The organism is Mycobacterium sp. NGS54 (assembly GCF_059812465.1).
Window position 1 is genome coordinate 489,906 of the sequence record NZ_JCALCS010000006.1, and the last position, 14,322, is coordinate 504,227.

10 protein-coding genes are annotated in these 14,322 nt (G+C 65.8%); 9 read left to right on the forward strand and 1 reads right to left on the reverse strand.

All coding sequences use genetic code 11. The features are described 5' to 3' along the window. From AC5Y5E_RS21475 to AC5Y5E_RS21490, 4 genes are all read left to right on the forward strand, one after another. A complete protein-coding gene (locus tag AC5Y5E_RS21475) occupies positions 1–849 on the forward strand; it encodes an SDR family oxidoreductase (protein WP_499904833.1) in 849 nt (282 codons plus the stop codon). Positions 850–977: 128 nt separating this feature from the next. Beyond that, positions 978–2,537 (forward strand): AMP-binding protein, encoded by a 1,560-nt coding sequence (locus AC5Y5E_RS21480; RefSeq protein WP_499905042.1) that lies wholly within the window; start codon positions 978–980, stop codon positions 2,535–2,537. A gap of 38 nt (positions 2,538–2,575) precedes the next feature. Beyond that, entirely contained in the window at positions 2,576–4,189 is a 1,614-nt protein-coding gene (locus tag AC5Y5E_RS21485) for a pyruvate, phosphate dikinase (protein ID WP_499904835.1), read from the forward strand. 16 nt (positions 4,190–4,205) lie between these two features. Then, a complete protein-coding gene (locus AC5Y5E_RS21490; protein WP_499904837.1) occupies positions 4,206–5,057 on the forward strand; it encodes a mycofactocin-coupled SDR family oxidoreductase in 852 nt (283 codons plus the stop codon). 282 nt (positions 5,058–5,339) lie between these two features. Here the strand turns inward: AC5Y5E_RS21490 and AC5Y5E_RS21495 are convergent, their stop codons facing one another. Beyond that, complete coding sequence (locus AC5Y5E_RS21495) at positions 5,340–5,918, reverse strand: enoyl-CoA hydratase-related protein (protein WP_499904838.1); 579 nt, start codon at positions 5,916–5,918, stop codon at positions 5,340–5,342. 70 nt (positions 5,919–5,988) lie between these two features. Here AC5Y5E_RS21495 and AC5Y5E_RS21500 point away from each other — a divergent pair, with 70 nt between their 5' ends. The 5 genes from AC5Y5E_RS21500 (at position 5,989) to AC5Y5E_RS21520 (ending at position 14,257) form a co-directional block, all read left to right on the forward strand. Continuing rightward, on the forward strand, positions 5,989–8,157 hold the full coding sequence (locus AC5Y5E_RS21500; protein ID WP_499904840.1) for an acyl-CoA dehydrogenase family protein: 2,169 nt from the start codon (positions 5,989–5,991) through the stop codon (positions 8,155–8,157). 240 nt (positions 8,158–8,397) lie between these two features. Beyond that, positions 8,398–9,525, forward strand: coding sequence for an ABC transporter substrate-binding protein (locus tag AC5Y5E_RS21505; RefSeq protein ID WP_499904842.1), 1,128 nt, complete (start codon positions 8,398–8,400; stop codon positions 9,523–9,525). Next, positions 9,522–12,197: an NAD-dependent epimerase/dehydratase family protein gene (locus tag AC5Y5E_RS21510; RefSeq protein WP_499904843.1), complete on the forward strand. Its 2,676-nt coding sequence runs from the start codon at positions 9,522–9,524 to the stop codon at positions 12,195–12,197. The genes AC5Y5E_RS21505 and AC5Y5E_RS21510 overlap by 4 nt, the downstream gene beginning before the upstream one ends. A gap of 33 nt (positions 12,198–12,230) precedes the next feature. Further along, positions 12,231–13,226 carry a hypothetical protein gene (locus AC5Y5E_RS21515; RefSeq protein ID WP_499904845.1) on the forward strand — a complete coding sequence of 332 codons (996 nt, stop codon included), beginning with the start codon at positions 12,231–12,233 and terminating at the stop codon, positions 13,224–13,226. Next, positions 13,223–14,257 (forward strand): hypothetical protein, encoded by a 1,035-nt coding sequence (locus AC5Y5E_RS21520; protein WP_499904846.1) that lies wholly within the window; start codon positions 13,223–13,225, stop codon positions 14,255–14,257. Before AC5Y5E_RS21515 ends, AC5Y5E_RS21520 begins: the two co-directional genes overlap by 4 nt. Positions 14,258–14,322 lie beyond the last annotated feature (65 nt).

Below are 14,322 nucleotides of genomic sequence, written 5' to 3' on the forward strand. Positions count from 1 at the left end.
ATGCCGCTACCAGCGCCGCCTCCAGTCGGCAAGGCCATGCTGCCACCGGATACCTATGCCGGCCAGGTGGTCGTCGTCACCGGTGGCGGCACCGGGTTGGGCAAGGCGATGGCCACCGAATTCGCGCGGCTGGGGGCGGCAGTAGCCGTCGCCAGCCGCAAGCCCGAACACCGTGAAAGCGGGGTACAGGCATTGAAAGCGCTGGGCGCCGGGGCCGTCGGTGTCGAGCTAGACGTGCGGGACGAGGGCGCCGTCGCAGCGACATTCGAACAGGTCGAACGGGAACTGGGCCCCGCCGACGTCCTGATCAACAACGCCGCAGGAAATTTCCCGTCGCAGGCCGTCAAGATGTCCCCCAACGCCTGGCGCAGCGTCGTCGATATCGTGCTCAATGGCACCTTCCTGTGCAGTGCCGAATTCGCCCGCCGGGCCATCGCGCGCTCGGCACCCGGCGCCATCCTCAACATCGGTGCCACCTACTCGTGGACCGGCGGGCCCGGCACCGCGCATTCGGCGGCGGCCAAAGCCGGCGTCACGAATATGACACAGTCGCTGGCGGTCGAATGGGCGCCCAAGGGTATCCGCGTCAACTGCCTCGCTCCCGGCCTGTTCCCGCACCGGGACCTGCCTCCGGTGCTGCTGGCCCGCCAGGACCCTGAGGCCGACGGGAAACGGATTCCGGCCGGCCGAGTCGGCCAGCCGCACGAATTAGGTTGGGCCGCAACCTATCTTTGCTCGCCCTATGCGGCGTATCTGACGGGCCACACCCTCGTCCTCGACGGCGGAAACTGGCTACGGCGGGGCCTCACGATGCCCGAGTTCGTGCCCATCGACGAACAATTCCCGTGACGAGCGGTTCGACCTTTCGAAAGGACCAAGGATCAGTGACGATCGCTGCGACCTCAGCCGACGTGTCCGGCGCGCCGTCGGACGTGTCGCCGGTATGGGCACCGGGGCAGGCGGACACGGTGACCCATGTGCTGGCCCGTGCGGTCAAACAGTCACCCGGCAAAGTGTTCCTCGACTTCGCCGGCGAGACGTACACCTACTCGGAGGTATGGGACCTATCCCTGCGGCGCGCCGCCGGTCTGGAGCGCCTCGGCGTCGGCCCCGGGCAGACAGTTGTCTGCATCCTCGACAACAACATCGACGCCGTCGTTTCCTGGTTTGCAACCAACTTCATCGGAGCGGTCTGGGTTCCCGTCAATACCGCGCTCAAGGGGGAATACCTGCGCCACCAGATCGGTGATGCGGCCGCGACGGTGGTACTGGCCGAATCCAACTACGTTCAGCGCATCTTCGACATCGCCCACGAACTTGCTGACCTCAAGCACTTAGTGGTGCGTGGGACAGCGCCCGAGTCGTCCGCATGCTCCGTGACGTCGCTGGATGCCCTCACCCCGGACAAACGATTGGCCGAACCCGTCGCGGTGGCCCCAAGCGATCTGGCGATGCTCATCTACACCTCGGGCACGACGGGTCCTTCCAAGGGTTGCATGATCAGCCACAACTACATCTGCAACGTCGCGAGAAACACCGCCGTGATGCGGAATCCCGCCTTCGCGTTGTGGACGCCGTTGCCGCTGTTCCATCTCAACGCCGCGGGCACGTCGGTGCTAGCCACCGCGGTGAACCAGACGACCGTCTCGGTCGCCGAGCGTTTCTCGCTGTCTCGGTTCTGGCCGGAAATCAAAAGATCTGGCGCTCAACAGGTTTCCATACTCGGCATTATGATCACCCTCATCGCGACGATGCCCGACACGCCCGAGATGGCGGAGTGTTTCGGGCAGATCAAGCACGTGGGTGGCGCGCCGTGGACTCCGGAACTGATTGCCACCTGGAAACAACGGTTCGGTGTCGGCAGCGCCGGTAATTCGGTGTTCGGGCTCACCGAGGCGTCATTCATCACCAGTAATCAGCAAGGTCTCGCGGCACCGCTGGGCGCCTCCGGACGCCGTAACGGCGACTTCGACGTCCGCATCGTCGACGACAACGACGTCGAGGTTCCGGATGGACAGACCGGCGAGATCATCGTTCGGCCACGCAAACCGCACGTCATGTTCGAGGGATACTGGCGTCGACCCGAAGCGACCATGGCGGTGCTACGCAATCTGTGGTTTCACACCGGCGACATCGGACGATTCGACTCGGACGGATGGTTCTGGTTCGTCGACCGCAAGAAGGACTATCTCCGGCGGCGCGGCGAAAACATTTCCAGCTACGAGCTGGAACGCACCTTCCGCACCCATTCCGACATCGCCGATGTTGCGGTCCACGCCGTGCCGTCGGACCTGACGGAGGACGACGTCAAGGTGACGGCGGTCCGCCGCGAAGGCGCCGATCTGACCGAAGAACAGTTGTGCCGTTGGTGCTTGGACAAGCTGCCCTATTTTGCCGTGCCCCGCTACATCGAGTTCCGTGCTGAATTACCCCGCAATGCCACCGGCAAGGTGCTCAAGCATCAGTTGCGCGACGAGGGCGTCACCGCGTGCACGTGGGACATCAACAGCTCCGATATCGAGGTAGTGAAACGATGAGTGGACAGCTTGTGGTCGGCAGAAAGGAGTCGGCAGGAGTGGCCGGATTTGCAGGCTTCCAGCACCCACCCGTCGTCCTGCTCGACGGGACGGCAACATTGCCGCGAGAGATCCTGGGCAACAAGGGCTACGGCATCAACGCCATGCGGCGCGAGGGCCTGCCGGTCCCGCCCGCGTTCTGCATCACCACTGAGGTGTGCGCACGGTACTTCTCCGAGCCCGACGCCACCACCGCTTCCATTCGCGGCGAGGTACGAGACAAGCTGCGCTGGCTGGAAGCCGAGACGTCGCGAACATTCGGAGCTGGACCGCGGCCATTACTGGTGAGCGTCCGCAGCGGCGCCGCGCTGTCGATGCCGGGGATGTTGGACAGCGTGTTGGATCTCGGCATCGACGACGCGGTCGAGTCGGCGCTCGCGGAGCTGCACAGCCCCGAGTTCGCCAGCGACACGCGGAATCGCTTTCGTCACATGTACCGGCGAATCGTGCTGGGTGACGAGAACGGCGAAGTTCCCGACGACCCCTTCGCCCAGTTGGGCGGCGCGATCGGCGCGGTCTTCAGGTCGTGGAATTCCCCCCGCGCCATCGCGTATCGAAAGCATCACGGCCTCAGTGAGATCGGCGGCACCGCCGTCGTGGTGCAGGCGATGGTGTTCGGCAATATGGAATCCAAATCGGGTACCGGCGTGTTGTTCTCGCGTAACCCGATGACCGGCGCGAATGAGCCGTTCGGTGAGTGGCTGCCCGGCGGTCAGGGCGAGGATGTCGTTTCCGGGACCTTCGACGTGGAGCCGGTGTCCGCGCTCCGCGACGAGCAGCCTACGGTCTACGCCGAGTTGATGAGGGCGGCCGACACTCTTGAGCGCATCGCCAAAGATGTTCAGGATATCGAGTTCACCGTCGAGCAGGGCAAGCTGTGGCTGCTGCAGACCCGGGTGGCCAAGCGATCGGCACAAGCCGCGGTGCGGTTGACCCTCGCGTTTCGCGACGAAGGCTTGATCGACGATTTGGAGGCGCTGTGCCGCATCGATCCCGGACAGGTCGAGATGCTCTTGCAGCCGTCGTTGCAGCCCGAAACCAGGCTCGCCGCACCGCTGCTGGCTAAGGGCCTGCCCGCATGCCCCGGGGTGGTGTCCGGCACGGCCTACAACGACGTCGACGAGGCGATCGATGCGGCCGAAGATGGCCAGGACGTCATCCTGGTGCGCTCCAGCACCAGTCCGGATGACATCCACGGAATGATGGCCGCCCGCGGCATCGTCACCGAAATCGGCGGTGCGACAAGCCACGCGGCCGTGGTGTCCCGCGAACTCCATCGGCCTTCGGTCGTCGGGTGCGGTACCGGGATCGCCCAGGCCCTCGCCGGCAAGCAAATCACGATCGACGGTACCGAGGGTGAAGTCCGCGAAGGCATTCTCGAACTGACGGCGTGGTCCGAGGACGATACCCCCGATCTGTCGAAGCTCGGCCGGATCGCGCACGAACACAGCCCGCTGCGGGCGCACGCCGGCGGTGACTACCCCGCAATTGACAACACCGAGGTGGGTGTGCGCGCCGCGCTGGATGCCGGCCTGACCGACGTCGTCTCACCGCATCCGCTGGTCACCATGCTCATCGCGGCTGGTTTACGGGCCAACCCCAGCACGGGTTAATTCAGAGGAGGAAAGCATGGGTCGTGTCGAGGACAAGGTCGTCTTCATCACGGGTGCCGCGCGCGGCCAGGGCCGCAGCCACGCGGTGCATCTCGCGGAAGAGGGTGCGGACATCATTGCGGTGGACATCTGCGCGGACATCGCGAGCAACGACTATCCCCTCGCCCGCCGCGAGGATCTTGACGAGACCGCACGGCTCGTCGAAAAGACCGGACGTCGCATCGTTTCCATCGAGGCGGACGTCCGTGATCGCACGGCGCTTGCGGAGGCACTGCGCACCGGCGTTTCCGAGTTGGGCAAGCTCGATGTCGTCGTGGCCAACGCGGGCATCTGCCCCCTCGGCGAAGGTAAATCGGTGGACGCGTTCGTCGACGCGGTCGATGTCGATTTGATCGGTGTGATGAACGCCGTCCACGTCGCGTTGCCGCATCTGCACGAGGGCGCGTCGATCATCATGACCGGTTCGGTGGCCGGCCTGCTCTCAAGCTCGTCCTCCGGTTCCGGACCCCAGGGACTGGGCGGCGCCGGCTACAACCTCGCCAAGCGGGTGATCGTCGAATACAGCACCACCCTCGCGGTGAAGCTGGCACCCAAGTCGATTCGCGTCAACGCCGTTCACCCAAGCAACTGCAACACCGACATGCTGCAGAGCGAGCCCATGTACAAGACGTTCCGGCCCGACCTTGCCAACCCCACCGTTGAAGAAGCCGAAGTTGGCTTCCGGTCGATGCAGGCAATGCCGATCCCGTGGGTGGAGCCCGCCGACATTTCTTACGCCGTACTGTATTTGGCGTCCGACGAATCACGGTACGTCACCGGCATGCAGCTCAGGGTGGACGGCGGAGCCACCATCCAGCGGGGCCTTTAGGGTTGTCCATCAGGTCGATGAGCTGCGTGTGGCCGGGCTAGCCGATGCTATGGCGGAGTATGGATTACCCGCGGCTGTGGCGAGCCGATATTCTCGACTCTCGCTCGCCGGCCTCGTCGACCCTCAGATGACCAGGACGCCACTCACCGAGGACTATCTCAATGACATCTTCGCGCTTCAGGGCACACGACGGTGCAACCTCAATTACACAGAGTTATCGGCGATTAGCGAAACTGCCGAGAAGCGTTGACTTTCCCGCCGCCGACGCAGATGTCTGAACCCTCAGCGTCCGGTCCATATCGGAGCCCGCTTTTCCATGAAGGCCCGGGCACCTTCGAGGGTATCGGCGCTGTTTTTGACGGCCGGAAGTTCGGCGTCGATCACTCGCCAGCCTAGTTCCTCCCCGCCGAATTGACCGTCGCTGATGATGCGTCCGACCGCCTTGGTGGCCCGAACCGCCGACGGCGCGTTTGCCGCGATGTGTGCGGCTGTCGCCATGGCGCGCGGCAGCACCTCCGCGGCAGGCAGGACTTCGTCGACCAAGCCCCACCGCTCGGCCGTGAGCGCGTCGATCGGATCGCCGGTGAGCATGGCGTACATCGCGACCTTGACCGGCACCGCGACCGGCAGACGAAGCGGACCGCCGGCGGCAGCCAACAGGCCCCGTTTGACCTCGGGCACCCCGAAGGTGGCACCGACTGATGCGACCGCGATATCGCACGCGAGGACGACCTCGAATCCTCCACCCAGCGCAAAACCGTTGACCGCAGCGATAACCGGGGTCTTGACCGGTTGTCGAACCATGCCCAGAAAGCTCCGCTCCGGGTGATCCGGGTGCAACGGCGGCTCGCCGCCGCCCACCTCAGGCACCCTACGCTTTACTACGTATTATTTAGATTAATCATATGTACTGGCACGGAGGAATCGGCAAGTGACGACATCAGCATTGGCCATCTCCGACGAGCACGTCGAGCTCGCGGAGGCCGCGCTCGGTCAACTAAAGCGATGCCAGGCCTTGGCGGCTGCACGCGCCACCGCAGATGGGGCCAGCGCACACCAAGTGGAAATCTGGAATGCCGCGGCAAGTCTCGGGTGGAATGGCCTGGCGGTCGACGAACAGTACGGCGGAACCGGGTTTGGGCTGGCCGAGCTGGCGATCGTGCTGGAGGTCATGGGGCACGAGCTGTGCCCCGGACCGTTCCTGCCCAGCGTGGTGGTGGCAGCCGCGCTGAACGCCGGCGGTTCCGAGGCATTGCGGTCGGAATACCTGCCGGCGCTGGCCAGTGGGTCTGCCGTCGGGGCCGTCGCGCTCTGCGGCCCGGTGCACGTCGACACCGACGGCACCCTCACGGGACGCTGCCCGGCGGTACTGGCGGCACCAGACGCCGACGTCATCGCGATCGTCGCCGGCGACGACGTTCTGGTCTTGGATGCCTCGACCGGCGGCGTCGCGGTCACGGCCGCGCCGGCTGCGCTAGACACCACGCGGCACATCGGTGACCTCGCCCTAACCGGTGTGCGGATCGAGGACGACCGCGTCATCCGTAACGGCGCGCGCCCGCTGCGAACGATTTGGCGCATCCTGGTTGCCGCCGAAGCGCTGGGCTCGGCGCGGGCGGCGCTGGAAATGGCGTGCGAGTACGCCAAGGTGCGGGAACAATTCGGGCGCACCATCGGCACCTTCCAGGCGGTCAAGCACCACGTCGCCAACCTGCTCGTCGACACCGAGATGACCACCGCCGCGGTGTGGGACGCGGCCCGCGCCGAGGACATCGAAAGCGCTTGGTTCGCAGCTGCAGTCGCTGCGTGGCACGCGACGCGCACGGTGGTCAGCGCGGCCGAAATGAACATTCAGCTGCACGGCGGCATCGGCTTCACCTGGGAGCACGACGCCCACCTCTTCCTGCGGCGGGCCCGCACGGTCGCGGCGCTGCTCAACCATGGCGACGACGCGCTCGCCGACATCGTCGCGGCCCACCGATCCGGCCAGGCGACCGGGCCGTCATTCGAGCTGCCGCCCGAGGCCGAGGCATTCCGTGCGGAGGCGCGGTCGGTCGCCGCCTCGGTGCGCGGCCTGCCACTCGACCAACAGCGCGACTTCCTGGTCGACTCCGGCTATTTCGTCCCGCACTGGCCCAAGCCCTGGGGGCGTGCCGCCGAAGCTACCGAGCAGCTCGTGATCGACGAGGAGTTCGAGGGCATCGACATCCCGGACATGGGCATCACCGGTTGGGTGATGCTGACGATAGTCCAGGCCGGCAACGACGATCAGCGGGCGCGTTGGGTCGAGCCGGTGCTGCGGGGCCGCGAATTGTGGTGCCAGCTGTTCAGCGAGCCCAATGCCGGATCCGACGCGGCCGCGGTGCGAACCTCGGCGGTCAAGGTGGACGGCGGCTGGCGGGTGACCGGCCAGAAGGTGTGGACCAGCGCTGCCCAGAAATGCCAGTGGGGTCTGGCGACGGTGCGCACCTACCACGCTGCGCCCAAACACGCCGGGGTCACGATGATGGCGATCGACATGCGTGCCACCGGCGTCGAAGTCCGGCCGCTGCGCGAACTGACCGGGGAAGCGCTGTTCAACGAGGTGTTCTTCGACGATGTGTTCGTCCCCGACGCCGACGTCGTCGGCGAGGTCGGGCAGGGTTGGCGGGTGGCGCGCGCAACGCTCGGCAACGAGCGGGTGTGCATCGGCGGGGGAAGCGGGTCCATCAAGATTGGCCCCAATGACGTTGCCGCACTTCTGGATAGGGCGTCAGGATTGGCGCGCGAGTCGCGGTTGCGCCGCGCTGGTGAGGTCTTCGCCGAGGTTTACACCTTGCGACCACTCAACCTCCGCATCGCCGCGCGTGCGCTGGCCGGCGCCGGAAGCGGCCCGGAAGCCAACGTCACCAAGCTGTTGAAGGCCGAGAGTTCTCAGCATCTGACGGAACTCGCGATGGAACTCGCCGGGCCTTCCGGGGTCACCGGTGATGCTTCCGAGGTGACGAACGACTACCTCTTCGCTCGTTGCCTGACCATCGCGGGCGGCACCTCCGAGATCATGCGCAACACAATCGCCGAGCGGATCCTTGGACTTCCGCGTGACCCGCTATTGAAGTGAGCGCATCAGGTATCGACACCAAAGGGGTTGTAAGGGCGCGTTTTTAGATCAGGAAGCAGCCGCGCCCAGCCACTTGAACCGCGGCTTGGTCCTACCCGGTCAAGAATATAGATAATTAAAACCCCGCCGCATTGACTTTCCGGTGTGATCGGACTTACAGTCGTCGCGAGCATCAAGCAAATGCGAGGAGACGCCATGCGTTCGTCCGCCGACCCAACACCCGGCGGGATGTGCTGAGACGTGGCAACCGTTTACCACGGACGAGCCATCGAGCCCTACCGCCTAGGGGTGCTGATCGATTTGCCCGACCACCCCGGGCTCAGCGACTGCTGGCCCGACGCGGTCCGGTTGGCCTGCGAGGAGGCCAAGACTCGCGGATTGCTCGAACGCGACGTCGAAGTGACAGTGCGGGAGGTCTACGCACAACCATGGTCCTCTGCCCATGGATTGATCAGGGCGTATCGCGAGCTAGTCGAAGAAACCGACGTGCTTGGTGTGCTGGGACCGTTCACCTCCGACAACTGCCTGGCGTTACTGCCCGAGATCGAGCGGCTGAAGGTGCCGACCGCGACGATCTGCGGGTCCACCCGCTTCGTGGGCGACTACGCGTACGCCTTCGCCAACGGGGGGTTGGCGGACGAGCCCGCCGTGATGGCGGCGTGGCTGGAGGCGAATGGACACCGTCGGATCGCCGTGCTGCGCGAGCGCACCCAGATCGGCGAGGAGTATGCCGAGTTCTTCCGCTACGAGCTGCAGACTCACAATTTGGTCGTCACGGCCGAGCCTCCGGTGTACCCGGCGACCAGCGTCGAGGAGCTGACAGAAGCCCTCAGCGTGTGCCGAGACTCCAAGCCCGATGCGCTGGTGTACCTCGGCCTCGGCGGCGTCAATCAGTGGGTACGCCCGGCCCTCGAGCAGATCGGATGGGATCCGCCGCGCATTCAGACCACCGCGTTCGTCAGCGCAACCTACAGCGAGGAACGCGCCCAGCGGCTCGAGGGCTGGGTCGGTGTCGACCAGTACGACGAACGGAACGAGGTGTTCGCGGCCGTACGCCAACGCTTCCTCAAGCGTTTCGGGTACGACTACGCGACCTCCGGGTTGTCGACGGGATACGACATCGGCCACGCCTTCGCACTAGCACTCGGCAGGATGCGCTACGCCACGCCGACCGCGCTGCGCGACGCCATGGACACCCTGCGCCGCATTCCCGCGTGCACCGGCGGACCCGGCACGATCATCACGCTCGGGCCTTCCGACCACCGCGCCTACAAGGGCGCCGACTTCCTCTTGCTGCGCCGCGCGCAGGGCGGTTCGACGACGCTAGAAGGTGTGGCACCGGTCGTCCCGTGGCAGCAGCCGTCATGAGAATCGCGGTCACCGGTGCTAGCGGCGTCTTCGGGCGCGGCATCGCGGCGCGGCTGCGTTCGGAGGGGCACGAGGTGGTGGGGCTGGCCCGGCACCGACCCCGAAACTGGTTGCCTGGCAGCGAGTTTGTCGAAGGTGACATCCGGGATGCGGCTAGCGTTCGCCGCGTTGTGGACGGCGCCGAAGTGGTCGCGCACTGCGCGTGGGTCGTCAATTCCAACCCTGACGAGAAACTCACCCGCGAGATCAACATCGGCGGCACGCAGAACGTCCTCGACGCGATGGACCAATCGGGAACGCGCCGAATCGTTTTCGCGTCCTCTGTCCTCGCTTATGGGGCCCGGCCAGGGGGTGGGAAACGCCTCAACGAGGAGGACGCCCTGGCGCCCTCGCCCGATCACTTCTACGCCTTCCACAAGGCACATGTTGAAGGCTTGCTCTCGAAGTGCGGCAAGGAGTGGGTCGCGATCCGTCCCGGCATCGTGGTTGGGCGCGACGTCGACAACACCGTCATGCGTCTGCTGGGTTCGCCGGCGTTCCCGAATGTCGACGGTTCTGCCGACCGACCGATCCAGATCGTGCACACCGATGACGTGCACCGGCTTTTCGTGCGGGCAGTGCTCGGACATGAGACGGGGCCGGTCAATCTGGCCGCTCCGGGCGAACCCACTGTTCGCGACATCACCACGAAACTCGGCCGTCGACTGTTCCCGGCCAGCAAGTGCCTGATCGATGCCGGACTCGGCGCGCTCTACCGCCGCGAGATTGTCGAGGCGTCTCCGGCCGAGTTCGAGCTGTTGCTGCATTTCCCGATCATGGACACCACCAAGCTGGTGGACGAATGGGGCTACCCGCCCGCGTGGACGGCCGAAGAGTGCCTGGACGATTTCGAACTCGCCGTGCGCGGCCGAGTCGTCCTCGGCAAGAAGGTCTTTACCCTGCCCTGGCGGATGCCGCTGGTGCACGACGTGCCCTCGGTTGACGAGCCACCGGCCGACGGAGTTCCGCTGCACCCCGCCGGGCCAGAGGGTCTCAACGGCGAATTCGACAGTCCAATCGATCCCCGGTTTCCCACCTACGTCGCCACGAACCTGTCCGAGGCGCTGCCGGGACCGTTTTCTCCGGCGTCCGCGTCGGCCACCGTGCGCGGCCTGCGTGCGGGCGGGGTATCGATCGCCGAGCGGCTGCGGCTGCCCGGGGTAATCGGACGCGAAATCGCCACCAGGTCCGTAGGCACGTTCGCGCACCGCGTCTACGGCGGCGTGACCTCCGTCTACTACATGGCCAGGTCAATGCCGGGCACAGATCCCGAGAATATGACCGACCAGTTCTTCGGACGCGAACTTGGCGATACGCCGGTGTTCGGTCCCCAACGACCTCCTTTGGAGCAACCCGGCCTCGGCCGCCGATTGCGGGACCTACTGGTCGTCGGGGTGACCGGTGTCGGGCTGGTGGCCCGATCGACGTTCGAGTCACACGTCTACGTCGCCGACATCGATCGTCTCGAGAGCATCGTGCCCACCGACCTGGCGGCGCTCGAAGACAATCGGCTGGAGAGCCTCATCCTGTTGGCCCGCGATCTAGTGGTGCACGGATGGGTCCTGTCGTCGTGGGGCGCGCTGCTGTGCACGGCGACCGCGACAGCCGCAGCGCGCTTTGGCGGCGGTGAACTGCCCGCCCCCGGACGAGAGGTGGCCAGCGGCCGAGCGCTCGTGAGCCTTCGACGCCTGACAGACCTCGCACGCACCAATCCCCAGGCAGTGCAGGCGCTTTCGGCTGAGCACGCCATGCTCGCCACCATTCGCGAGAACGCCCCTGAGCTGTACCGGGCGATCGGAGAAGAGCTGGCCAGGGTCGGGCATCGTGGCCCGGCGGAGTGCGAGTTGCGCTCTGCCAGCTATGGTGACGACCCCGAGCAGTTCGTCCGGATGCTGGCGAAGTCGCTGACCCACCATAAGGAATCGCTTGTCGGACGCGATCTGGTGTCTGTGGCGACCTCACGCAGCCGGCTGGCTCAGCGGCTCGCGGCGCGCCAACTGCGTGACCGAGAAGTGCGCCGCGACAAAGTGGTTCGAGCCACGGCGACATTACGCCGGTTGCTGCGCGAACATGGCAGGCGCCTCGTCGAGCGCGACGTACTCGATCAGGACGACGATGTCTTCTTTTTCCAGGTTGACGAATTGGAGGCATTGCCGCCCGACGCCCGGGGATTGATGACGCGCCGCCGCGCGGAGATGGCGCTGCTTGCCGATGTTCGGCCCGCGTCGGCGTTCAGCGACTCATGGACCGCGGTGGCCGACGTGTCGGAACTTCGGCCTGGCCAGGTGCTGAAAGGCCTCGGGGTGAGCGGCGGGCGCATCAAGGGGCGCGTACGCATCGTCGATCAGCACACGATCGACGACCTGCAGCCCGGCGAAGTGCTCGTGGCCGAGGTCACCGATGTGGGATACACCCCGGCATTCGCCTACGCCGCCGCCGTTGTGACCAATCTTGGCGGCCCCATGTCGCATGCGGCCATCGTGGCCCGGGAGTTCGGGATCACCTGCGTGGTCGACGCCCATAATGCGACCCGTCGGCTGCCGGCGGGGGCGCTAGTCGAGGTGTCCGGGTCGACCGGCGAGATAAGGGTTTTGGAGGCGGCCGTCGAGAATGCCGCGCCCATCCCGCTATGAAACCAGCCATACCCCACCCCCAAAGGAGATGCGATGCCACATGATCATCTGAGCACCAGCGGGCGCTATGGATTCCAGCCGGTGGGGGCATTTATCGAGCCGGTGGCCAGCGCACATTGGGGCGACGTGGCCGGGCTCAAGATGGACATGCAGTACTTCTACGGTTCGGTGCGGTCGAAGGCCGGCGACTACTGGTGGCCGATCCGCGGCTTCTATGCCGATCGGGCACGCTTCCTGCACCTTTCGGAATCCAAGGTCGGCGGCGACTTCAGCTACGCCACCGACGAAACCAGCTCGTACGGCGGTCCGGTGGAACACCGCCAACGCGACGGCCGCTACGAGGTCGTGACGCCGGAGGGCCAGACGCTGATGGCGGTCGACGACTCCCGGATGGAATGGAACGACGGCACCGAACTCTCGATCACCGGTGAACTGATCGGCCCCGGACTTCAATTCTTCGCTCCCGACGAAGACGACCCCCTCCTCTACACGTCGCGCCTCTTTCGGACTACGGGGACGATCAAGGGTATTCCTGTGACGGGCTTGGTTTTTCACGACAGCATGCACTCCAAGCCCGGCCGGCAATTCATGAGGGGGCCGGTGATCACAAGGCTGGAAACCGCATGGGTGGCCTTCGCCACCGAGTTCGAGGATGGCGAGGTGCACTCCGGGCACCTGGTGCACGGCACGGAGGGTTTCAACCTGATGATCGTCCACCGCACCGACGGATCTTCGTTGATCGCGCGTGACATCGTGGTGGAGGCCGAACTCGACGGTGAACCCATGTCGGACACCACCTATCCGGCCAAGGTTAGCTACACCGGCGGCGGCGAGACCTGGGTGTGGGAAGCGGCGCCCGGCGGTCGTTGCCCGGTTCGCAAAGATTTGCCGCCCGGGCACAGGTGGCGTCAGGGCTGGGCTCACCATATCGATGAGAGGCGCCGTCCCAAGACCACGGAGGCGCTGATGGAGACGTACAACGGACGGCTGCTGGAAACCGGCGCGCTACGCGAGAAGGTGGCCCAGTGAGCGCTGGCGCCGCCCGCGGGTGGAAGTGGCCGTCACGGCGGCGGGGCAACTTTGATTTCCGAAGCCTGGTCAGCACTTGCGAATTCGCCGCCCGCGACGCCTGGTGCGAGCGCGAGTTCTTCGGGCTGCGTCCGATGGCCACCTACTGGTGGAGCTGCCTGACCGACGACGACGGCAACTTCCTGGCGCCGATGCGCAAGGTGAACACCGAACTGTCCGGTGGTCTTCAGCTGTCGTCCAACGTCGACGCGGACAATCTCGAGATCGCGCCGGAGGCCTTCGAGGCGTCCCAACGAGGCGCCGGGGCGAGATGGACGTTGAGCGAGGACGAGACCTCGTTTCGCGTGGCGGCGCCGCCCACCCCCTCCACTCAGCCGTTCGAGATCACGGTATCCGACGACGAGCTGGCATGGACGGAAGGCGACCTGCTTGATCTGCGCGGCCCCCGGCTCGAGCTCGGCTACCAGTGGTACACCCCCAACATCGACGAACGCGGCGGAAATCTTTACGCATCGCAGGCCTTTCGTGTGACGGGTCATGTGCGGGGCCGCACGGTCCGCGGGTTCGTCTCGATGGACAACTTCTACGGACCGACCGGTCAGGTCTACAACAACGGCCCGATCTTCAACGTGGTCGAGCTGGCGTGGGTGACGTTCGCCAACTTCTACGGCGACGGCTCGCACGAGTTCGGCGCGCTGTGCTTGGGCAAGGAACACTGGGGCTTTGCCGTCGTCGCCGACCACACCGGCCCGATCGTCGAAACCACCGAACTGCACGCGGAAGTGCAACTCGACCCCGACAAGTACGTCGAGGCGGCGGTGTACACCGCCGGCGACACCGAATGGCGCTTCACCGCGGCCAAGCGTGGCCAGATGCGGTCACTGGCCGCGGCCCGCGGCGACGCCTACCACGGTCAGGCCGGGTCGGTGCGGCGGGTCGGAGACGATCGGGTGCCCGAAACGTCGCTCGGGTGGATCGAAACGTTTCCGCTCAACGGTCTGGACCCGCGTTACCACGGCGAGCGACGCTAACCGCTTGTGACGCCAAACCCGTTGTCGTGGAACGCTTCACCTACGCCCTTGCTGCTGCACAACGG

Coding starts and splice junctions, on each gene's coding strand:
- AC5Y5E_RS21475 (WP_499904833.1), top strand. CDS start 1: ATGCCGCTACCAGCGCCGCCTCCAGTCGGCAAGGCCATGCTGCCACCG.
- AC5Y5E_RS21490 (WP_499904837.1), top strand. CDS start 4,206: ATGGGTCGTGTCGAGGACAAGGTCGTCTTCATCACGGGTGCCGCGCGC.
- AC5Y5E_RS21510 (WP_499904843.1), top strand. CDS start 9,522: ATGAGAATCGCGGTCACCGGTGCTAGCGGCGTCTTCGGGCGCGGCATC.
- AC5Y5E_RS21515 (WP_499904845.1), top strand. CDS start 12,231: ATGCCACATGATCATCTGAGCACCAGCGGGCGCTATGGATTCCAGCCG.